Origin of the sequence: Streptomyces sp. SCPE 10, from assembly GCF_051980735.1 — a bacterium.
Taxonomy (GTDB): domain Bacteria; phylum Actinomycetota; class Actinomycetes; order Streptomycetales; family Streptomycetaceae; genus Streptomyces; species Streptomyces misionensis.
The window spans coordinates 234,288-254,244 of sequence record NZ_CP197069.1; the positions used below are offsets into that span (position 1 = coordinate 234,288).

General features: G+C 74.4%; 16 protein-coding genes. 2 read left to right on the plus strand and 14 right to left on the minus strand.

The window, feature by feature from the left end:
* Nucleotides 1–60: 60 nt before the first annotated feature.
* The 12 genes from ACSP97_RS01065 to ACSP97_RS01120 form a co-directional block, all read right to left on the minus strand.
* The gene (locus ACSP97_RS01065; RefSeq protein ID WP_355147425.1) at nt 61–1,077 is read right to left on the minus strand and encodes an ABC transporter permease; all 1,017 of its coding nucleotides are present in this window, start codon (nt 1,075–1,077) and stop codon (nt 61–63) included.
* Nucleotides 1,074–2,624, minus strand: a complete 1,551-nt coding sequence (locus ACSP97_RS01070; protein WP_440556086.1) for a sugar ABC transporter ATP-binding protein — start codon at nt 2,622–2,624, stop codon at nt 1,074–1,076. Before ACSP97_RS01070 ends, ACSP97_RS01065 begins: the two co-directional genes overlap by 4 nt.
* Complete coding sequence (locus ACSP97_RS01075) at nt 2,624–3,730, minus strand: substrate-binding domain-containing protein (protein ID WP_355147421.1); 1,107 nt, start codon at nt 3,728–3,730, stop codon at nt 2,624–2,626. The genes ACSP97_RS01070 and ACSP97_RS01075 overlap by 1 nt, the downstream gene beginning before the upstream one ends.
* A 984-nt stretch (nt 3,731–4,714) precedes the next feature.
* Nucleotides 4,715–6,220: an L-arabinose isomerase gene (gene araA / locus ACSP97_RS01080; RefSeq protein WP_355327794.1), complete on the minus strand. Its 1,506-nt coding sequence runs from the start codon at nt 6,218–6,220 to the stop codon at nt 4,715–4,717.
* A 14-nt stretch (nt 6,221–6,234) separates the two neighbouring features.
* A complete protein-coding gene (locus ACSP97_RS01085; RefSeq protein WP_355147417.1) occupies nt 6,235–6,939 on the minus strand; it encodes an L-ribulose-5-phosphate 4-epimerase in 705 nt (234 codons plus the stop codon).
* 82 nt (nt 6,940–7,021) lie between these two features.
* On the minus strand, nt 7,022–8,695 hold the full coding sequence (gene araB, locus ACSP97_RS01090; RefSeq protein ID WP_355327790.1) for a ribulokinase: 1,674 nt from the start codon (nt 8,693–8,695) through the stop codon (nt 7,022–7,024).
* Between the two features lie 119 nt (nt 8,696–8,814).
* Complete coding sequence (locus ACSP97_RS01095; RefSeq protein ID WP_355147413.1) at nt 8,815–9,876, minus strand: LacI family DNA-binding transcriptional regulator; 1,062 nt, start codon at nt 9,874–9,876, stop codon at nt 8,815–8,817.
* Between the two features lie 438 nt (nt 9,877–10,314).
* Complete coding sequence (locus tag ACSP97_RS01100) at nt 10,315–11,820, minus strand: glycosyltransferase 87 family protein (protein ID WP_440556087.1); 1,506 nt, start codon at nt 11,818–11,820, stop codon at nt 10,315–10,317.
* Entirely contained in the window at nt 11,817–12,662 is an 846-nt protein-coding gene (locus tag ACSP97_RS01105; RefSeq protein ID WP_440556088.1) for a methyltransferase domain-containing protein, read from the minus strand. The genes ACSP97_RS01100 and ACSP97_RS01105 overlap by 4 nt, the downstream gene beginning before the upstream one ends.
* Nucleotides 12,659–13,303, minus strand: coding sequence for a TIGR04282 family arsenosugar biosynthesis glycosyltransferase (locus ACSP97_RS01110; protein ID WP_355327784.1), 645 nt, complete (start codon nt 13,301–13,303; stop codon nt 12,659–12,661). Before ACSP97_RS01110 ends, ACSP97_RS01105 begins: the two co-directional genes overlap by 4 nt.
* A complete protein-coding gene (locus tag ACSP97_RS01115; RefSeq protein ID WP_382070818.1) occupies nt 13,300–14,031 on the minus strand; it encodes a glycosyltransferase family 2 protein in 732 nt (243 codons plus the stop codon). The genes ACSP97_RS01110 and ACSP97_RS01115 overlap by 4 nt, the downstream gene beginning before the upstream one ends.
* Nucleotides 14,032–14,704: 673 nt before the next feature.
* Nucleotides 14,705–15,757 carry an NAD-dependent epimerase/dehydratase family protein gene (locus tag ACSP97_RS01120; protein WP_440556089.1) on the minus strand — a complete coding sequence of 351 codons (1,053 nt, stop codon included), beginning with the start codon at nt 15,755–15,757 and terminating at the stop codon, nt 14,705–14,707.
* 165 nt (nt 15,758–15,922) lie between these two features.
* Between ACSP97_RS01120 and ACSP97_RS01125 the strand changes: the two genes are divergently transcribed.
* Together ACSP97_RS01125 and ACSP97_RS01130 are read left to right on the plus strand one after the other, a co-directional pair.
* The gene (locus ACSP97_RS01125; protein WP_364726630.1) at nt 15,923–17,074 is read left to right on the plus strand and encodes a molybdopterin-dependent oxidoreductase; all 1,152 of its coding nucleotides are present in this window, start codon (nt 15,923–15,925) and stop codon (nt 17,072–17,074) included.
* Nucleotides 17,071–17,622, plus strand: a complete 552-nt coding sequence (locus ACSP97_RS01130; protein ID WP_388312900.1) for a hypothetical protein — start codon at nt 17,071–17,073, stop codon at nt 17,620–17,622. The genes ACSP97_RS01125 and ACSP97_RS01130 overlap by 4 nt, the downstream gene beginning before the upstream one ends.
* A 116-nt stretch (nt 17,623–17,738) precedes the next feature.
* On the opposite strand, the gene ACSP97_RS01135 is transcribed toward ACSP97_RS01130, so the two are convergent.
* Both ACSP97_RS01135 and ACSP97_RS01140 read right to left on the minus strand, forming a co-directional pair.
* Nucleotides 17,739–18,758, minus strand: a complete 1,020-nt coding sequence (locus ACSP97_RS01135; RefSeq protein WP_440556090.1) for a polyprenyl synthetase family protein — start codon at nt 18,756–18,758, stop codon at nt 17,739–17,741.
* Nucleotides 18,755–19,795, minus strand: coding sequence for a tetratricopeptide repeat protein (locus tag ACSP97_RS01140; protein WP_440556091.1), 1,041 nt, complete (start codon nt 19,793–19,795; stop codon nt 18,755–18,757). Before ACSP97_RS01140 ends, ACSP97_RS01135 begins: the two co-directional genes overlap by 4 nt.
* Nucleotides 19,796–19,957 lie beyond the last annotated feature (162 nt).

Below are 19,957 nucleotides of genomic sequence, written 5' to 3' on the forward strand. Positions count from 1 at the left end.
GGTGCGGCAGCGGGGGTGCCGGCGGCGGTGCCGCCCCGGGGGAGGATCCGGGGCGGCGGCTCAGCCGCGGCGGGCGATGCTGCGGGCGCGCAGGCGGTCGGCGGTGATGGCCAGACCGAGCACGCAACCCAGCACGATGTTGGTGTAGTTGGGGTTGATCTGAAGGGTCGTCAGCCCGTTGTTGATGAGTTCGAGCAGGATGGTGCCCGCGACGATGCCGAGGATCCGGCCCTGCCCGCCGACCAGGCTGACGCCGCCGATCACCGCGGCGGCGATCGCCGACAGCTCCCAGCCGACGCCGACTCCGCTGGCGGAGCCGACCCCCATCCGGCCGAGCACGAGGATCCCGGCGAACGCCGACAGCAGGGAGCTGGTCACGTACATGGACACGATGCGCCGGTCGCCGCGGATGCCGGCCAGCCGGGCCGCCTCCGGGTTGCCGCCGACGGCGTAGACCTGGCGGCCGGCGTAGGTGCGTTCCAGGAAGAACCAGGCGATCACCGCGACGACCACGAACAGGATGAGCGGCAGCGGCACCTGCGCCACGTACATCTGGCCCAGGTCGCTGAACGTGCCGCCGATGCCGGTGATCGACGTGCCCGAGGTGATGGCCAGGGTGACGCCCTGCGCGACGGTGTAGGTCACCAGGGTCACCACGAACGGGGCCATCTTCAGCCGGGTGACGGCGAGTCCGTGGATCAGGCCGACGACGCCGGCGATCAGCAGCGTCAGCAGGATCGCCACCACCGGGGGCAGCCCGGCCCGGACGTTGAACCAGGACATCAGGATGACGCTGGTGCCGAGCAGCGCGCCCACGGACAGGTCGATCCCGCCGGTGAGGATCACCAGCGACTCGCCGATCGCGATCAGCCCGTACTGCGCCAGGTCGAAGCCCATGCCCTGGAGGTTGACCGCGCCCGCGAAGGACGACTTGTCCAGCGCCAGCGCGACGAACACGACGACGCAGGCGGCCACCACCCCGACCTCGGGTGTCTCCAGCAGCAGCCGGACGAGCGGCCGGCGCCTCTTGTCGTCGGCCACCTCCGAGGCCGGCACCGCGGCCGTACTGGTATTCATGTGCTTGCCTTCCCCTGGGTGGCCGCGCCGGGCGTCCCGGCCGCCGCCGTCATGATCACTTCCTTGCCGAACCGGTCGCGGGGCAGGTCGGCGACGATGCTGCCGTGGGCCATCACCACGATCCGGTGGCAGATCCACAGCAGTTCCTCGAGTTCCGACGAGGCGACGAGGACGGCGAGGCCGTCCTGTGCGGCCTCGTCGATCAGGGCGTAGATCTCCGCCTTGGCGCCCACGTCCACGCCGCGGGTGGGTTCGTCGAGCAGCAGCAGCTTCGGCCGGGCGGCCAGCCAGCGTCCGAAGATCGCCTTCTGCTGGTTGCCGCCGGACAGGTCGGAGATCGGCTGTTCGTGGCTGTGCAGCCGCACTCCCAGGTCCCCGATGATGCGGGCCGCGTGCTCCTTGTCGGTGCGCGGCCGCAGCACTCCGCTCCGGCTGATCCGGCGCAGTGTGGCCAGGGTGACGTTCCACCGCACCGAGTGGGCCGGCAGCAGCGACTGCACCTTGCGGTCCTCGGGCACCAGCCCGATGCCCGCCGCGACGGCGTCGGCCGGGTGGCCGGGTCTGAAGTCCGCGCCGTCGAGGACGACCTCGCCCGCGGTCCGCGGCTGGGCGCCCATGATGGTGTGCAGCAGCCGGCTGCGGCCGGATCCCATGAGCCCGGCCACGCCGACGATCTCGCCGGCCCGTACGTCGAGGTCGACCGGGCCCAGCCCGTCCGCCGTCAGGCCGCGCACGGAGAGGATCCGGGCCCGCTCGGCGGAGGAGGGCGGGGCGAGGTCGGCCCGGGCCAGCTCGCTGCCGACCATCTCCCGGATCATCCGCTCCTCGGTCGCCTCGTCCGGGGAGAGGTCGGCCACCAGCCGGCCGCCGCGCAGCACGACGACACGGTCGGCGACGGCCCGTACCTCGTCCAGGCGGTGGCCGATGAACAGCACCGCTCCCCCGGCGGCGGCGTGCCGCCGGGCCAGGTCCAGTACGCGCTCGGCCTCGACCGGACCGAGCGAGGAGGTGGGCTCGTCGAGGATGAGCACCACCGGGTGGTGCCCCCATGCCTTGGCGATCTCGATCATCTGCCGCACCGGTACCGGGTAGCGCTCCACCGGGCGGTCCACGTCCACCTGGTCGATGCCGACTTCGGCCAGCAGTGCCCGGGCCTCCGCCCGGGTCGCGGAGCGGTCGACGACGATCCGGCCGAGCGGCCCGTCGGCCGCTTGCGCCGGGCGGCGGCCGAGGAGCAGGTTCTCCGCCACGCTCAGCCGGCCCACGAGCGGGAACTCCTGGGCGACCAGCGCCACCCCGAGTTCGCGGGCGTGGTCGGGCCGGCCCGGGGCCAGCGGCCGACCGGCCACCTCGATGGTCCCCGTGCTGGGGGTGACGGTGCCGGACAGCACGCCCATCAGCGTGGACTTTCCGGCCCCGTTCTCCCCGACGACGGCGACGATCTGCCCGCGCGCCAGGTCCAGGCGGGGAATGTCCAGCACCTTCACCGGCCCGTACACCTTGGTGACCCCGCGCAGGGAGGCGGCGGTCTCGCTGCCGGCCGCCATCAGTCGATGCCCAGCTGCTTCAGTTTGGCCTGGTAGTCCGCGAGGTTGGCCTGCGTCACCAGGCCCACTCCGGAGCTGAGCGTCGTCCCGTCCGACTCCAGGTAGGGCTGGACGATCTTCATCGTGGCGTCCTTGCCCAGCACCTTCAGGGCGGCGAGCAGGTACGCGCCGGTGTACCCCTGCTGGTACGGCTGCTGCAGCACGGTCGCCTGGATGACGCCGGACTGGATGAACTTGAGCGTCTGCGGGTCGCTGTCGTCCGAGATGATCTTCACCTTGCCGGCCTTGCCGGCCGCCTTCACCGCCTGCCCGGCGGACGGGCCGTCGTAGGAGTACACGCCGTACAGCCCGTTGACGTTCGGGTTGGTCTGGATGGCGGTCTGCGCGTTGGACAGGGCCTTGGAGGCGTCCATTCCGTCGCTCAGCTTCTGCACCACCTTCACACCGGACCCCTTGAGGGCATCCTCGAATCCGGCGATCCGCTCCACCGCGTTGGAGGTGGTCAACGAGCCGACCAGCACGACCACTTGGCCCTTGCCGCCGAGTGCCTGCTTCATCGCCTCGCCGGCCTTCTGCCCGGCCTGGTAGTTGGGCGTGCCCAGGTAGAGCGCGGCGCCGTCCTCCTTGGGCAGCGGCGAGTCGATCGCCAGCACCGGGATGCCGGCCTTGTTCGCCGAGCTGATCGGCGCCTTGATGGCGGTCGGGTCGATCGCGGACACGCTCAGCCCTGTGATCCCCTGGCCCCGGAGCGTCTGGATGATCGACAGCTGCTGGTCCAGCCGGCCGTTGGCGGGCGCCTGGTACGTGCCCTTGACGCCGAGCGAGGACAGCCCCTTGTTGAATCCCACCTTGCCGGCGTTCCAGTAGTCCGTCGCGACGTTCACCACCATCGCCAGGTCCTGCTTGGACAGGTCCTTGCCGGCGAGGGCGGCCTTGAGGGCGGCGTCGAGCTTGGCGAGTTTCGCGTCGTTGAACGTGATGTCGCCCTTGATCGCCGTCCCGGCCGAGGAAGTGGACGCACCCGAACCGGAGCCCGACCCCGATCCCGGTGAGGAGCCGTCGCCGGCGCCGTTCTTGCTGCATCCTCCGACCGCCAGCAACGCCACGGCGGCGACCCCGACAACTCCCCGGCGCACCGGCCGCGTCGCCAGGCCCGCGCCTCGTCTCGTGCCCGACCGCCGGGCGGACCGCACACCACGCATGTTCGACATCCTCTTCAGAAGAGGCCTTGCGGCCTGTTAGCGCTCACATTCGGCCGAGCGGCACATGCCCGCGTCGGCCCCCGTCCCGGCCGCCAGAACCTGCGGCCGACGTACGGGCACCACCGGAGCACGCCCTTTCCGGCCGAAGGCCGGACCGGACGGTTCTTGCCCAACAAGCCGCGCTGCCACGGCCGGAGCGGGAGGGCAGACCTCTCCACACCGTCCGCCGGACGCCGCCGTCGGCGTTGCGGTCCTGTCCGTGCTCCCTTGCTTGCCAGAGATTGTTAGCGCTCACCGGTACGGCGTCAAGGTGTTGCACAGAAGAAAAACGCCACCGCCTCGACCCGCCTGGCAGGCCGTCACGAATACCGCCGACTCGCCCTGCACATAGGCATGTTGATCGACCGGAGACAGGGCTGACGCTACGTCAGTTCAAGCACACGTGGGTGGTGCCTGACGGGTCGCCAGGCACCACTCCCGGAGCCGTCGTCCATGTCCGCCGGCACCCGGGCGAGCGCCGTCCACTCCCTTGTCGATGCGCGCCGACGACCCGGCCGCATGCCCCAGGACCGGGCCCCGGGCGGCGCCCAGCCGGGTGTGCCGGGGCGGCGGCTGTCACGGCTCCGGGAGGCAAGCCGGCCGGGCGTACGAGCCGGCGCCATGGCCGGGCCGTCGCACGCGGGCACCGCGGGTCCGTCCGTCACCGGGGTATGTGAGCCGGGCCGCGGCGGCGGCCGGTGGCCCGTGCGGCGGCGGCTCCGGGGAGCCGCGCGCGGTCCACGCCGGCCCTTACCGCCCGTGGCGGCTCGGGCGGTTCACCGTGTTGGCGCGTTCGCCGCCCGGTGACGCGGTCCGCGACCGGTCCCCGGGCAAGGTGCCGTCACCTGCTCACAGGCCCCCGGCGAGCCGGTAGTACGCCTGGTTCCAGCGGATCTCCTTGGCGAACTGCCGTATGTGGGTGGTCTCGTCTATGAGCAGCAGCTCCGTGCGGAGCATGTCCGCGAGGTCGGCCAGTTCCTCCGTGCCCACCGCCGAGGTCAGCACGGTGTGGTGCGGGCCGCCCGCGGTCAGCCAGGCCTCGGTCGCGGTCCCGAAGTCGGGCGCCGGGCGCCAGACGGCCCTCGCCACCGGGAGACGGGGCAGCGGCTCCGGCGGCGGCACGACGTCGATGCGGTTGGCCACCAGCCGGAACCGGTCGCCGACGTCGACCAGGCCGACCACCGCGGCCGGGCCGGGCTCGGCGTCGAAGACGAGCCGGACGGGGTCCTCGCGCCCGCCGATGCCGAGGGGGTGGATCTCGCAGCTGGGCTGGCCCGCGGCGATGCTGGGGCACACCTCCAGCATGTGGGCGCCGAGGATGAGCTGCTTCCCGGGGACCAGGTTGTAGGTGTAGTCCTCCATGAACGAGGTGCCGCCGGGGCGGCCGGCGCCGGCCGTCTTGAGGGCCGCCAGCAGCGCGGAGGTCTTCCAGTCGCCCTCGGCGCCGAACCCGTACCCGTCGGCCATCAGTCGCTGCACCGCGATGCCCGGCAGCTGCCGCAGACGGCCCAGGTCCTCGAAGTTGGTGGTGAAGGCCCCGAAACCGCCGTCGGTGAGGAAGTCGCGCAGGCCCAGCTCGATGCGGGCGGCGTACCGCAGGGCGTCGTGCCGTCCGCCGCCGTCGGCCAGTTCGGGGGCCATCCGGTAGCTGTCGGCGTACTCCCTCACCAGGGTGTCGACGGCCGCGTCCGCCACCGAGTCGACCGCGTCGGCCAGATCGGCGACGCCGTAGGTGTTAACCGAGACGCCGAACCTCAGCTGCGCCTCGACCTTGTCGCCCTCGGTGACGGCGACGTCGCGCATGTTGTCGCCGAACCGGGCCAGCCGCAGCCGGCGCAGCGCGTCGTACCCGAGGGCGGCGCGCATCCAGGCGTGGACGCGGGGGGCGGTCGCCGGGTCGCTGACGTGGCCCGCGACGGTCTTGCGGGCCACGCCCAGCCTCGACTGGACGTACCCGAACTCCCGGTCGCCGTGGGCGGCCTGGTTGAGGTTCATGAAGTCCATGTCGATGGTGGCCCAGGGGAGTTCGGCGTCGGCCTGGGTGTGCAGGTGGAGCAGCGGCTTGCGGAGCATGTCGAGGCCGGAGATCCACATCTTGGCCGGCGAGAAGGTGTGCATCCAGGCGATGAGGCCGACGCAGGCCGGGGCGGCGTTGGCTTCCAGGACGAGGGAGAGAATGGCCGCGGAGTCGGTGAGCACGGGCTTCCAGACGACGCGGACGGGGGCGCCGGGTACGGCGGCGAGCCGGTCGCTGACGGACCGGGACTGCTCGGCGACCTGGCGGAGGGTGTCCTCCCCGTAGAGCCCCTGGCTGCCGGTGACGAACCAGACCTCGGGGGCGGCGGGCGGTGTCATGGTCTGATGGCTCCTCACTGAGCGGATGTGCCGGGCTGGCCGTAGACGTTGCGGTATCGGTCGTGGAGCCGGTCGACGGCCTGGGGGTCGATCGGCAGCGGCCGGCCGAGCTGATGGGCGATGTGCACGCTGCGGGCGACGTCCTCGCACATCACGGCGGCCTTCACGGCGGCGCGCGGGCTCGCGCCGATGGTGAAGGGCCCGTGGTTGCGCATCAGTACGGCGGGCGAGCGGTGCCCGGTCAGGGTCTCCACGATGCCGCGGCCGATCGAGTCGTCGCCGATCATCGCGAAGGGGCCGACGGGGATCTCGGCGCCGAACTCGTCGGCCATGGCGGTCAGTACGCACGGCACCGGTTCGCCGCGGGCCGCCCACGCGCAGGCGTACGTGGAGTGGGTGTGGACGACTCCGTTGACCTCGGGCATGTGCCGGTAGACGTAGGCGTGCGCGGCGGTGTCGGAGGACGGCTGGAGTCCTCCGCCGTCGACCACTCGCCCGTCCAGGTCGCAGACGACCATGGACTGCGGGGTCAGCCGCTCGTACGGGACGCCGCTGGGCTTGATGACGAACAGGTCCTGTCCGGGGACGCGACCGGACACGTTCCCGCCGGTCCACACCACGAGCTGGTAACGGACCAGTTCCTGATGGAGCTCGGTGAGCTCCTCGCGCAGCGCGGCGACCGCGGTGGCGGCGTCCGGGGACGAATGCTCTGCGTTCATGACCATGGCGACCTCGGCGTTCTCGGGGAAGAGGGAGGGGCGCAGGATGCGGGTGAGCGCTCACCATCGGCTCTGTGAGCGCTCACAATTTCGGGGAGGCGGACAGGGCGGCCGAGCGCAGCGCGCGCAGCCGGTGCATCACGTCGTTTCCGCCGCGCCCGAAGTGGTCGTGCAGCGCCCGGTACTCGGCGTGCAGGCGGTCGTAGGCGGCGGCCCGGGCCGGGTCCGGGGTGTAGGCGTTCTCCTGCCGGCGGCCCATCGCGGCGGAGGCGGTGCGGATGTCGGGGTAGGCTCCGGCGGCCACGGCGGCGTGGATCGCGGCGCCCAGCGCGGGTCCCTGCGCGGAGGCCAGCACGTGGACGGGGCGGTTGAGCACGTCGCTGTAGACCTGCATGAGGAAGTGGTTCTTCAGCAGCCCGCCGGCCGCCGTGAAGTCGGTCACCGGGACGCCCGCCGCCTCGAACGCGTCGACGATGGTGCGGGTGCCGAAGGCCGTGGCCTCGACCAGGGCCCGGTAGACGTCCTCGGGCCGGGTGTCGAGGGTCAGGCCCACGATCAGCCCGGACAGGTGGTGGTCGACCAGCACCGAGCGGTTCCCGCTGTGCCAGTCCAGCGCCAGAAGTCCGTGTCCGCCCACCGGTTGTGCGGCGGCGCGTTCCGTCAGCAGTTCGTGCACGCCGATCCCCCGCCGTCGGGCTTCGGCCGCGTACTCCTCCGGCACGGCGGTGCGCACGGCCCACGCCAGGATGTCGCCGACGCCGCTCTGCCCGGCCTCGTACCCCCACAGCCCCGGCACCACCCCGTCCCGCACCACCCCGCACATGCCCGGGACCTCGGCGAGGACGTCGGAGTTGAGGATGTGGCAGGTGGAGGTGCCCATGATGGCGAGCATCCGGCCCGGGTCGAGGGCCTGGGCGGCGGCGCTGGTGACGTGTGCGTCCACGTTCCCCGCGGCCACGACCGTGCCCTCGCGCAGTCCGGTGAGTTCGGCGGCCCGGGCGGTGAGCCTGCCGGCGGGAGCGCCGAGCGGGGTCAGCGGGTGTTCCAGCTTGGCGGTGAAGCCGGCGAAACCGGGGTGCAGCCCGGTCAGGAACGCCTCGTCCGGGTAGCGGCCGTCCTGGCGGACGCCCTTGTAGCCGGCGGTGCACGGGTTGCGGCTCTCGGCGCCGGTGAGCTGCCACACGATCCAGTCGGCCGCCTCGATCCAGCGGTCGGCGGCGGCGTAGACGTCCGGGTCCTCCCGCAGCACCTGCAGCGCCTTGGCGTACTGCCACTCGCTGGAGATCTTGCCGCCGTAGCGGGCCAGCCACGGCTGCCCGGTCCGCTGCGCGTGCTCGACGATGAGGTCTGCCTCCGGCTGGGCGGCGTGGTGGCGCCACAGCTTGGGGTACGCGTGGGGGCGGTGCTCGTACTGCGGCAGCTCGCACAGCGGGGTGCCGTCCCAGGTGGCGGGAAGCACCGTGCAGGCGGTGAAGTCGGTGGCGATGCCCACGACTTGATCGGGTGTCACTCCGGCGTCGGCGAGCGCCCGCGGTACGGCGAGACGCAGCACGTCACGCCAGTCCTGGGGCATCTGGAGCGCCCAGTCGGGCGGCAGCGGGACCCCGCGGGGCAGTTCCCGGTCGACCACGCCGTGGGCGTACTCGTGGACCGCGCTGCCCAGTTCCGCGCCGTCCTCGACGGCCACGACCAGGGCCCGCCCGGAGAGCGTGCCGAAGTCGATGCCGAGGGTGACCGCGGGCGGATCGGTGGTCAAGGTCTCCTCCAATCGTGGCCGGCACGGCCGGGCGGCCGCGCCGGACGCCCGCTTTCCGCCCCGCGGGTGCGGTGCGTCCACCGGGCGGGTCGCAGGGTGTCGAGGGCCGTGGACCGCCCTCAGTAGGGGGTGCTGCTGCGGCGGACGATCAGCCGCGGCTCGATCACCACGCGCTCGTCGTCGCCCTGGGTGGTGCCGGACTCCAGCCGGCTGACCAGCAGCCGGATGCTCGCCTTGCCGAGTGCGGCGAAGTCCTGCCGGACGGTGGTGAGCGGCGGGGTGAAGAACTCGGCCTCGGGGATGTCGTCGAACCCCGCGATGGCGACCTGGCCGGGGACCGACAGTCCGGCTTCGCGCAGGGCCCGCAACACCCCCAGCGCCATCTGGTCGTTGGCGACGAAGACGGCGGTCACCTCCGGGGAGCCGCGGCCCGCCGCTCCCGCGGTCACCCGGCCGGCCAGCTCCTGCCCGGCCCGGTAGCCGGACAACGGGGTCCAGTCGCCCTGGATCGGCGGCGGCACGACGGCGCCGGCCTCCTCCAGCACCGAGCGCCAGCCCTTGGCCCGTTCCTCCGCCTCCAGCCAGCTCGGCGGCCCCGCGACGTGCCAGACCGTGCGGTGGCCGGCGGCCAGCAGATGGCTCGTGGCCATCCGTGCCCCGAGCCACTGGTCCACGGAGACCACCGGGATCGGCAGATCGTGCCCGCCTTCCACCGTCACCACCGGGAAGGGAAGCCGCAGTTCGGCCAGCGCGGTGACCGCCTCGCGGTGCGGGACTATCACCACGATGCCCTCCACCCCCCAGTCGCTGAGGTGGTCGATCGCCTCCCTGAGGGCGGCGGCCGAGTAGCGGCGCAAGGTGACCGCCGAGACCATGTACCCCTCGTCCCGCGCGGCCTCCTCCAGACCGAACAGGGTGCTGGACGGGCCGAAGAGCGTCGGATTGCAGGCCACCACGCCCAGGGTGAGCGTGCGCCGGGTGACCAGCGCCCGAGCCGAGGAGTTCCGCCGGTACCCCAGCTGCCCGATCGCCCTGAGCACATCCGCCCGGGTCGACTCGCGCACATTGGGATGGTTGCTCAGCACCCGCGACACCGTCTGGTGCGACACACCCGCGAGTTGCGCGACGTCCGCCATGGTGGGTGCCCTGCGGGGGCCGGTGCTGCCAACGGTCTGCGACATGAGGCTCCGATCCGTGATGGGCATCATTGTTAGCGCTCACAGGTGAGGGCGTCAAGGGACGTGAAGGCGCCTGCCGACGCCCCAACTCGGCCTGTACTGCGGACAGTCGGACAGGCGTCACCCACCGACGGGTGGGCGGTCCGGTGCCACGCCCCTTTACCGGTTCCCCCGGCGGGCTGCCCGGCGTAGGGGCGCGGCGGACTCGCGCTCGGCAGGGCTGCCCGAGGGCGACCTGCCCCGCGCGCTGCCCGGGCGAGGGCGGGCAGCGCGCGGGAGAAGGAGCTGCGCCGGAAGCCGGGGCGGAAGGGACCCGGGGACACAGCTCGCAAGGCCTTCTTCGGGGCGGCCTCCGGCACGACGCGTCCGGTCCGGCGGGCGGTTGCGAGCTGCCACGGGCGTGGCGGGCGGGCCGGCCGTCCCGGGCGCGGGCGGGCGCCTTCAGCCGGACGGCCGAGTGGGCGGCACCGGTGCGCGGGACGCCGAGAACGGCCGTGCCTGCCGGTACGGATCGGGTGGGCGCCCCTTCCGGTGCCGGTGCCGTGCCGGAAGGTCGCGCAGGACCGCGCCGAGGGCGACGCACCCGGCGGCCGTGCCGTACGCCCACGCCTGGAGGGGGACGCCGGGCAGCAGCCGGCCGCCGAGGTAGAGGACGGTGCCGGCCAGGGGGACGGCCAGCCACTCCCAGCGGCCGTCGAGGGCGACGAGGCCGACGACGAGCAGCGCGTACCAGGGGTAGCCGGGCGACATCAGCAGCAGGGCGACGCCGGTCAGCAGCAGGGCGCCGCGCCAGGGGCGCAAGGGGTCCCCGCGCCACCACACGTACCCGGCCGTCAGCACGAGCAGCAGCACGGCGGCCGCCTCGGCCGCCGCGTCCGGCAGCAGCAGCCGCAGCAGGGCGAAGCGGTGCACGTCGCCGGGCTGGTAGCCCTCCTCCTGGAGGTAGCCGGGCAGATATCCGAGGACGCCGGCGCCGGAGGCGACGACGTAGGGCAGGTAGGAGAGCGCGACCACGGCGAGCAGGGCGGCGACCGTGCGGGCGATCCTGGCCGGACCGCGCTGCCCGGACAGGGCGCCGGGCAGCGCCAGCACAGGCAGCAGTTTCACGGCGACGGCCGCGCCGAGGAGGCCGCCGCGCCGGGTGCCGGCGGTGGCCGTGCCGAGGGCCAGCACGGTCAGCAGGACGCCCAGGGTGTCGACATGGGCGTTGTCGACCGCCTCGAAGGGAACGGCCGGGCACCATCCCCACAGGGCGGCACGGGCCGGGGCCCGGTGCGGGTCGCCGCGCCGTCGTCCCACGGCGAGCAGGGCGGTGGTGGTGCCGAACGCCAGGACGGCCCCACCGATCTGGAGCGGTTTGTGGCGGCTTCCGGAGGGTGACAGGAGGTGGACGGCGGCGAACCAACCCTCGGCCACGGGCGGGTAGATGGTGGGGACGGTGGGGCGGTTGATGCGGGTGCACAGACCCTCGCTCGTCCGGGTCAGTCCCCAGCCCGTGCACGAGGTCCCGGCCGGGAAGAGCCAGTCGTCGCGCAGCCGAGCGAGCTGCGGTGCGGCCGGCGGGTGGGCGTAGGGGGAGATGCCGGCGGCCTGGACGCGGCCGTCCCAGGCGTAGCGGTACATGTCGGTGCTGGTGCGGGGCGGCGCGGCGAGCGCGGCCGCGGCCACGGCGGCGGCGCCTACCAGGACCAGTGCGGTGGCGGCCCGCGTCGGCGCCTTGCGCACGGTCCACGCCGCGGCGGCGAACAGGGCCCAGGCGACGGCGTATCCGGCGAGTAGGCGTCCGGCGTCGTGCACGTCGTCGCCCGCCCGGACGGTGTCCGCGACCACGGCGGTGAGCGCGGCGAGCAGGACCGCGGTGACGACGGCGGCGACGCGGGCGGTCGTGCCGTGCGCGGCGGGGCGGTCCGCCGACGGCCGCGGGTGCGCGGGGGCGGTGTCGTTCACAGGAGTTCGCGCCTCCCGTCGGCCGTGCGGGGCGCGGTGCGCGGTTCGGGGTGGGGGCGGCGGCGCAGTTCGAGGAACGTGCGGTCCCCGGCGGTCCACCGGCCGGTCACGGTCCAGCCCGCCGGGCCGGCGGCCCGGCACAGCGCGGTGGCGCCGAGGCGGGCCCAGGAGAAGGGGCGGCCGTGCCGGCCGTGGGCGTCCTCGACGCGGACGGTGAGGCGTTCGTCGACGTCGTGCGGGGATACCTCGGCCAGCAGCCGGCTGCCGGGCGCGGCCACGGCGCGCAGCCGGGCGAGAAGGGCGACCGGGGCGCCGCCGATGCCGACGTTGCCGTCCATCAGCAGCACGGTGCCCCAACGGCCTTCCCCGGGCAGGCGGTCGAAGACGGACCGGCGCAGCGCGGAACCGCCGCCGCGCCGGGTGCGGGCCACCGCGTCCGGGCTGACGTCGATGCCGAGCGTCCGTACGCCCCGGGCGGCCAGCGCCGCCACCAGCCGTCCCGGTCCGCAGCCGACGTCGAGGACGGGCCCGGTGCAGCGGTCCAGGACGCGGGCGTCGGCGGCGTCGGGGGCGGCGCACCAGCGTTCCACGTCCAGCGGTAGCAGGTCCCCCTCCCCCAGGGCGTCGTCGGCGTCGTCGGGGTGGTTCGGTGAGGTCAGCCGGCGCAGGTAGAGCGGGCCGCAGCCGGTGCGCAGGGCGCGGGCGTAGGGGTCGTCGATCCACGGCCGGCCGAAGGGCCGGTCGCGTCCGGGGGCCATGCCCGCGGTCGGCGGGCGGCGGCCCGCGCCGCCCGTGGTCCGCCGGGCGAGGACGGGTTCGGCGCCGTCCCGGACGCCGCTCACCGGCCGGTCCCCGTCAGCGCGGCCACGGCGGCGGCGAACCGGGAGCCGGCCGGGCAGTGGGCGGCGACCTCGGCGACGTCGGCGGCGGTGTCCACGTCACGCAGCACCGGCAGGTCGCTCACCCTCAGACCCGCCTCGACCAGGCGGCGGCGCTGGACGGCGCCCGTGCGGGGGGTGGACATCGGCACGCCCCGTACGAGGGCGGCGGCGCGGGCCGGTTCGGCGACGCCCAGCGCCCAGAACCCGCCGTCGGCGGCGGGCCCGAACCAGGCGTCGTGGCCGTCCCGGCCGACATCCTCGAAGAGTTCCGCGGTCAGTTGAGGGGTGTCCATGCCGACCAGGAGCGCCGGTCCGCGTCCGCACAGAGCGAACGCGGCCGCGATCCGCTCGTCCAGGCCGCCGGGCGGCTGGGCGGCGAGGTCGAAGCCGGGCGGCAGCCAGGGGCCCGGCGTGCCGTCGAGGACGAGCAGACGGCGACGGGCGGGCACCCGCAGGACCGTGTGCAGGGTGTCGGCGAGGGCCGCCTCGGCGAGGGCGGCCGCCTCGCGCGGGGTGTAGGGCGGGGTGAGCCGGGTCTTGACCCGGCCGGGCACGGGCTGCTTGGCGATGACCAGCACGGTGGCCAGGGGCGGGGCGCTCATCGGCCGGCTCCGGCGGCGGTCCCGGACACCGGGCGCCCGGCGGGCCGTTCGGCGAGCACGGCGCGCATGTCCCGGACCGCCTGCCAGGTGCCGCGCCAGGTCCCGGTGACCTTCGAGCGGCCCGTGCGCGGACGGTAGGGGACGTCGGTCTCCGTCACCCGCCAGCCCGCGTCGGCGGCCCGGACGACGGTCTGCAGCGGGTAGCCGGAGCGCCGGTCGGTCAGGTCGAGGGCGAGCAGGGCCGTGCGGCGGGCGGCGCGCATCGGGCCGAGGTCGTGCAGCCGCAGCCCGGTGCGGCGGTGAACCAGCCGGGCCAGTTCCAGGTTGGCCAGGCGGGCGTGCAGGGGCCAGGCGCGACGTGTGACGGGCCGGCGGCGGCCGAGGACGAGGTCGGCGGCGCCGTCGAGGACGGGGCCCGCGACGGCCGGCAGGAGGGCCGGGTCGAGGCTGGCGTCGCAGTCGCAGAAGCAGACGACGTCCGCGGTGGCGGCGGTCAGCCCCGCGTGGCAGGCCGCGCCGAACCCGCGGCGCGGCTCGTGCACCACCTGGGCACCGAGCGTGCGGGCGAGGTCCGCCGAGCCGTCGGTCGAGCCGTTGTCCACGACGATCGCGCGCCACCCCGCCGGGATCCGGCCGAGCACCCAGGGCAGGGCCTTGGCCTCGTCCAGACAGGGCAGCACCACGTCCACGGGCGCGGGTGAAAAGGAGGAGTTCTCGATCACCCTCATCACCCTACGAGGACGAAAAGGACATAAGGGATTCAGTGATCTTACGGAGTGCTGACGTCAGGCGCCGCCCGGACCGGCGCCCGCGGCCGGTGCGAGACTCGGTGGCGTGAAGCGCGTACGCCTACTCGTCGTGGACGACGACCCCGCCGTCCCCGAGGCGGTCAGCGGCCACCTGGACCGGGCACGCTCCCCGTGATCATGCCGACGGCGCGGGACGACGACGAGGACCGCGTCCTCGCCCTCGACCGCACGCCCGCCACGCCACCCGCCACGCCACCCGCCAGGGTGCCGAACTTCGGCTGGCCGTCGGGGAGTTCCATCTGCCGGTGTACTTCCTGCGGCATCCGGGCGGGGCGGCGAGCCGCGAGGAGCTGATGCACGAGGTGTGGGCCGGGAGTTCGGCGACCTGTCGACCGTCACCGTTCATGTGCGCCGCCTGCGCGACAAGTTCGAGGACGCCCCGGCGCGCCCCCGCGCCCGGTCGACACCGTGCGGGCGTGGGCTGCCGCTTCGACGCGGCCCGCCGGACCGGCCGACCGCCGGGAGCCCTGCCGGGGGCGGGCCGGCCGGCTCGCAGCGCGGCCGTCGCGGGGGTGTCCCGCATCGGGCCGGGGCGACCCCGCGTCCGGCCCGATCACGTCCCGGGCGACCCGGGAGCCCTGCCGGGGGCGGGTCAGCCGGCTCGCAGCGCGGCCGTCGCGAACCCCGCCATCCCCTCGGCGAAGCCGACCCGCGGCCGCCACCCCAGTTCCTCGCACAACCGGCGCGAGGACGCGGTGATGTGGCGGACGTCGCCGAGCCGGTAGCGGCCCGTGACGACGGGCGGGCGCCCGCCGTACGCCTGCGCCAGCGCGGCGGCCATCTCGCCGATCGTGTGCGGCTCGCCGCTGCCGACGTTGTACGCCCGTACGCTCCCCCGGGGCAGCCCGGCAAGCCCGTCCAGCGCCGCGAGGTTGGCCCCGGCGACGTCCCCCGCGTGGACGAAGTCCCGGCGCTGGCCGCCGTCCTCGAACACCTGGGGCGCCTCGCCGCGCTCCAGCGCGGACCGGAACAGCGAGGCGACGCCCGCGTAGAAGGTGTCGCGCGGCATCCCGGGCCCGTACACGTTGTGGTAGCGCAGCACGGCGGCCCGGCCGCCCGTGGCGCGCGCCCACGCGGCGGCGAGGTGCTCCTGCGCGAGCTTGGTGGCGGCGTACACGTTGCGCGGATCGAGCGGCGCATCCTCGGTCACCAGGCCCGGAGTCAGCGGCTGCCCGCACTCCGGGCAGGGCGGTTCAAAGCGTCCCGCGTCCAGGTCGGCCACCCGGCGCGGCCCGGGCCGTACGACGCCGTGGACCGGGCACGCGTAGCGCCCCTCGCCGTAGACGACCATCGAACTCGCCAGCACCAGCCGCCGGACCCCCGCCTCGGCCATGCCGGCCAGCAGCACCGCCGTACCGAGGTCGTTGCAGCCCACATAGGCGGGGGCGTCGCCGAAGTCCTTGCCGAGGCCCACCATCGCCGCCTGGTGGCAGACGGCGTCCACTCCCCGCAGGGCCTCGCGCACGGCCGCCGCGTCACGCACGTCCCCGTGCCGGAAGTCCACGCCTTCGGGGACCGGCGGGGCCGTGGGGTGCGCGACGGGCAGCAGCGCGTCGAGCACGCGCACCGCGTGCCCGGCGCCGGTGAGGGCGTTCACGAGGTGCGAGCCGATGAAACCCGCGCCTCCGGTGACCAGGATCAACATGCCCCGACCGTAAGGCCGCGCGCTCGCCCGCGAGCCGTGCGACGCCGTGACGTCAGCGATCCGTAAGCCTTCCGGGGCGAGTCGGGCCATCCGGCGGGGCACCCGCGATGACGTTCGCGACCTGTAAGGGTTGCGCGATTCCCTGCCGCCGTTCCAGGCGCTGTGATGGTCGGCATGAGAACGCTCCCCGTCCGACCGCGCCCGCCGGTGTTCCGCGGCGCGCTGCACGATGCCCGCACGGCGACAAGGATCGGGCGGTGGCTCGGCATCGCCTTCGCCACGTGCTTCGTGACCGGCCTGATCAGTCATGTCCTGCAGCATCCGCCGTCGTGGGCGGCCGACGCCCTGCCGAGCCGTCCCGTATGGGGTTACCGGCTGACCCAGGGCCTGCACGTGGCGTCCGGGATCGCCGCCGTACCGCTGCTCCTGGCCAAGCTGTGGACCGTGTACCCGCGGCTGTTCGCCTGGCCGCCCGTGCGTTCGGCGGCGCACGCGCTGGAACGGCTCTCGGTCGCCGTACTGGTGGCGGGAAGCGTCTTCGAGCTGGCCACCGGCCTGTTGAACACCGCGCAGTGGTACCCGTGGCCGTTCTCCTTCGTCCCGGTGCACTACGCGGTGGCCTGGCTGGTGACCGGGGCGCTGCTGCTGCACCTCGCCGTCAAGGCGCCCCAGATCAGGGCGCATTGGGCTCGCCGCTCACCCGGGACCCTCGCCCTCCCCGCCGAGGACGCGCTCGACCGGCGGTCGCTGCTGGCGGCGGTCGCGGCGGCCGTGGGCGCGGTCACGCTCACCACGGTCGGCCAGTCGTTCACCCCGCTCGGACGGACCGATCTGCTCGCTCCCCGGCACCCCGGCCACGGACCGCAGGGCCTGCCGGTCAACCGCACCGCCGCGGCGGCCGGCGTCGGCCGGATCGCCGGTCCGTCCTACCGGCTGACCGTCGACGGGCCGCGCCCGTACACGCTCACCCTCGACGAACTGCGCGCGCTGCCCCAGCACGAGGTGGAACTGCCGATCGCCTGCGTCGAGGGGTGGAGCAAGTCGGCCCGCTGGACCGGTGTGCGGGTGGCGGACCTGCTGGAGCGGGCCGGCGCCGTACGGCCGGCCCGGGCGCGCGTCGTGTCGCTGCAACCGCGCGGCGCCTACCGGGTGTCCGAGCTGGGACACGCCCACGCGCACGACCCGCTGACCCTGCTGGCCCTGCGGCTGAACGGCGAGGAGCTGAGTCCCGACCACGGCTATCCGGTCCGGCTCATCGCCCCGAACCGCCCCGGTGTGCTCCAGACCAAGTGGGTCGGCCGGCTGGAGGTGCTGTGACCAGGGACATGTCGAAGGGTGCCGGGGCGGCGGCGGTGCGTGTGCTGGCCGGTGCGGCGGGGGTGGCGCTGATGGGGACGGGTGTGTCACTGCTGCTGGACGTACGCGACCTGACCGGCGTCCTCGCCTGGCTGGGCGCGGCGCTGCTGGTGCACGACGTGCTGATCGCTCCGCTGGTGCTGCTCGCCGGGCTCGCCCTCACCCGTGTCGGCGCGCGCGGGGCACGGGGTGGTGTGCGCGGGCCGGTGCGGGGAGCGCTGCTGGTGGCGGGGGCGCTCACCGCCGTCGCCCTGCCCCCGCTGCTGCGGCCCGGCGCCCCGGCCAACTCCTCGGTGGTGCCTCTGGATTACCTTCGGAACTGGTTGCTCGCCCTGGCCGTGACGGCGGCCGTCACGACGGCGCTGATCGTCGCGCGGCGCCTCGCACCGCGCGGCGTGCGACGTCTCGTCCGACGGCTGAGGCGATGCCGGCCCAGGGTGCGGGGCGGCCGGGGGCCCTCCCGGACAGGGGCGCCGGAGAGCCGGCGGCCCTCCGGAGACCGCCGCTGACGACCGGACGGCCGGACCGGCGTTCCCGGTCTCACCGTGCGCGTCGTCGGCTGCTTCGGCCGCGCACCGGCAGGAGGCGCGGCGGACGATCCCGGCTGTGCAGCCGCGCCGACGCGTTACAGCTCGCGGCCGACCAGGAAGTCCAGCACCGTGAGCAGGTCCCCTGCGGCCCCGGCGGCCAGCGGGGCCCGTGACAGGAGGGCACGGGCGGTGGCCGTGTGCGTGCGGGCCTCGGCCAGTGCCGCTGTTCGACCGCCGGCCGCCTCGATCAGCTCGGCGGCCTCCTCGGAACGCCCCGGCGAGTCCAGCAGTTCGGGCAGGGCACGGCCCGCCGGGGAGTCGAGGGCGGCCAACACGGGGTAGGTCTTCTTGCGCTCCCGCAGATCGCCGCCCGCGGGCTTGCCCGTGACGGCGGGGTCACCCCAGATTCCGAGTACGTCGTCGACCAGTTGGAAGGCGATGCCGAGATGCCGTCCGGCCCGGTCCAGCGCGCTGGTGGTGTCCTCGTCCGCGCCGCCGAGCAGGGCGCCCAGGGCGGCGGCACAGCCCAGCAGGGCACCGGTCTTGGCCTCCGCCATGGACCGGTACTCCTCGACCGTCACCCGGTCCGGGCCGGTGCACGGCCGGCCGGTGAACAGCAGGTCGTCGGCCTGCCCGCGCATCAGGTCGGCGAGGGCCGCCGAGAGGAGCCGTACGGCACCGGCGCCCTGCGGCACGGCGGCGAGGGTCTCCACGGCCAGCGCGAACAGGGCGTCGCCGGCCAGCACCGCCGGGCCCGTGCCGTACGCCTTCCACACGGCCGGGCGGCGGCGCCGGGTCGCGTCGCCGTCCATGATGTCGTCGTGCAGCAGCGAGAAGACGTGGACCAGTTCAACCGCGACGGCCGCCGGAATCCCGGCATGCTCGTCGGCGCCCGCCGCCCGCGCGCCGAGCACCGCCAGTGCCTGCCGTACCCCCTTGCCGCCCGATGCGGTGGCGGGCGCACCGCCCACCTCGCACCAGCCGAAGGAGTACGCGGCCATCTCGCCCAGCCACGGATGCAGCCGACCCACCGCCTGGCGTAGCGCCGGCCGCACCAACCCGGCGCAGTGCGCGAGGAGTTCGGGTGCGGCGGGCGGAGCCTGCAGCGCGGTCACCGTACGACCTCCGCGTCGAGTCCGAACTCCTCCTGGGCACGTTCCACCAGCCGTTGCACGTGCTTGAGGCCGCTGCCCTCCAACGAGCTTGCCAGGTCCGCGAGTTCGGCCGCCGTCTCGTCGCGGCTCCGGCCGAGCCGGGCCAGCGACTTGGCGAGGCCCAGCCGGGCCAGCGCCTCGCCCCGCGGCTCGTTCATCGCGCGGAACTCCGACAGCGCCAGCTCGTACATCCGGCGCGCCTCCTCGTGGCGTTCGGCCCGGTACAGGACGTTGCCGCGCATCTTGTGGTTGTAGGCCAGCGCGCTGGACAGGTTCATCGCGCGACAGCCGGCCTCCGCACGGGACAGCAGCTCCAGCGCGCGCTCGGTGTCCTTGTCGCGCACCGAGAGGATGTCCGCGAGGCCGCGCAGCGCCCATGCGTGCCCGCGCCGGTCCTCCGCGCGCTCGGCTATCTCCGCCGCCTCCTTGAACAGCGTGTACGCCCGGTCGAAGTCCCCGGTGTTGCGGTGCATCTGGGCGATGCCCTCCAGCGCCCACACCGTGTGCCGGGCCTCGCCGCGCCTGCGGGCCTCGGCCAGCAGCTGCTCGTGCAGCCGGCCGACCGCCGCGTAGTCGCCCTGGATGCGGCCGGTCTCCGCGAGTCCGGCCAGCGAATAGCCTCGGCAGACGACGTCGCCGGCCCGTTCGCCGAGTTCGGCCGCGAGTCCGAGCAGCCGCCAGGCCAGCGGGAACGCCCCGCGCTGCCGGGCGAGGGTGCCGCCGCTCCACAGCGCCCACGCCATCGCCGCGGCGTCGCCGGCCTCCCGAGCGGTGCGGTAGCTCGCCTTCCAGGCCCGGTCGGCCTCCCCCACCTTTCCGAGCCGCCGGTACGCCTCGGCGACGGCGAGCCCGCAGCGGGCGGCCTCGGCCGACTGCCCCGACCGCTCGGCCTCGCGCAGCTTCTCGATGCCTTCCGCCAGCACGTCCGTCAGCGAGGAGTTCACGGACAGGGTGGTCAGGGCGCCCTGGTACTCGGGAGCGAAAGCCTTGCCGTACATGCATGCCTTTCTATAAACGCTGTGTATACACATCGTGTATAGCGCGTTGTGAATGCGCCCCGGCCGAGAGGACCGGGGCGTGTCGGTCTGTTGTCGATCAAGACGCGGGTCCGGCGGCGCGGGTTGCCCGAGCGATGTGGATCATGGTGTGAAGGTTTCGTG

Bases quoted from the DNA above. Each gene is read 5' to 3' on its own strand.
- ACSP97_RS01065 (WP_355147425.1), bottom strand. From the start codon at position 1,077: ATGAATACCAGTACGGCCGCGGTGCCGGCCTCGGAGGTGGCCGACGAC.
- ACSP97_RS01070 (WP_440556086.1), bottom strand. From the start codon at position 2,624: ATGGCGGCCGGCAGCGAGACCGCCGCCTCCCTGCGCGGGGTCACCAAG.
- araA (WP_355327794.1), bottom strand. From the start codon at position 6,220: ATGACACCGCCCGCCGCCCCCGAGGTCTGGTTCGTCACCGGCAGCCAG.
- ACSP97_RS01085 (WP_355147417.1), bottom strand. From the start codon at position 6,939: ATGAACGCAGAGCATTCGTCCCCGGACGCCGCCACCGCGGTCGCCGCG.
- ACSP97_RS01095 (WP_355147413.1), bottom strand. From the start codon at position 9,876: ATGTCGCAGACCGTTGGCAGCACCGGCCCCCGCAGGGCACCCACCATG.
- ACSP97_RS01110 (WP_355327784.1), bottom strand. From the start codon at position 13,303: ATGAGCGCCCCGCCCCTGGCCACCGTGCTGGTCATCGCCAAGCAGCCC.
- ACSP97_RS01115 (WP_382070818.1), bottom strand. From the start codon at position 14,031: ATGAGGGTGATCGAGAACTCCTCCTTTTCACCCGCGCCCGTGGACGTG.
- ACSP97_RS01120 (WP_440556089.1), bottom strand. From the start codon at position 15,757: ATGTTGATCCTGGTCACCGGAGGCGCGGGTTTCATCGGCTCGCACCTC.
- ACSP97_RS01125 (WP_364726630.1), top strand. From the start codon at position 15,923: ATGGTCGGCATGAGAACGCTCCCCGTCCGACCGCGCCCGCCGGTGTTC.
- ACSP97_RS01140 (WP_440556091.1), bottom strand. From the start codon at position 19,795: ATGTACGGCAAGGCTTTCGCTCCCGAGTACCAGGGCGCCCTGACCACC.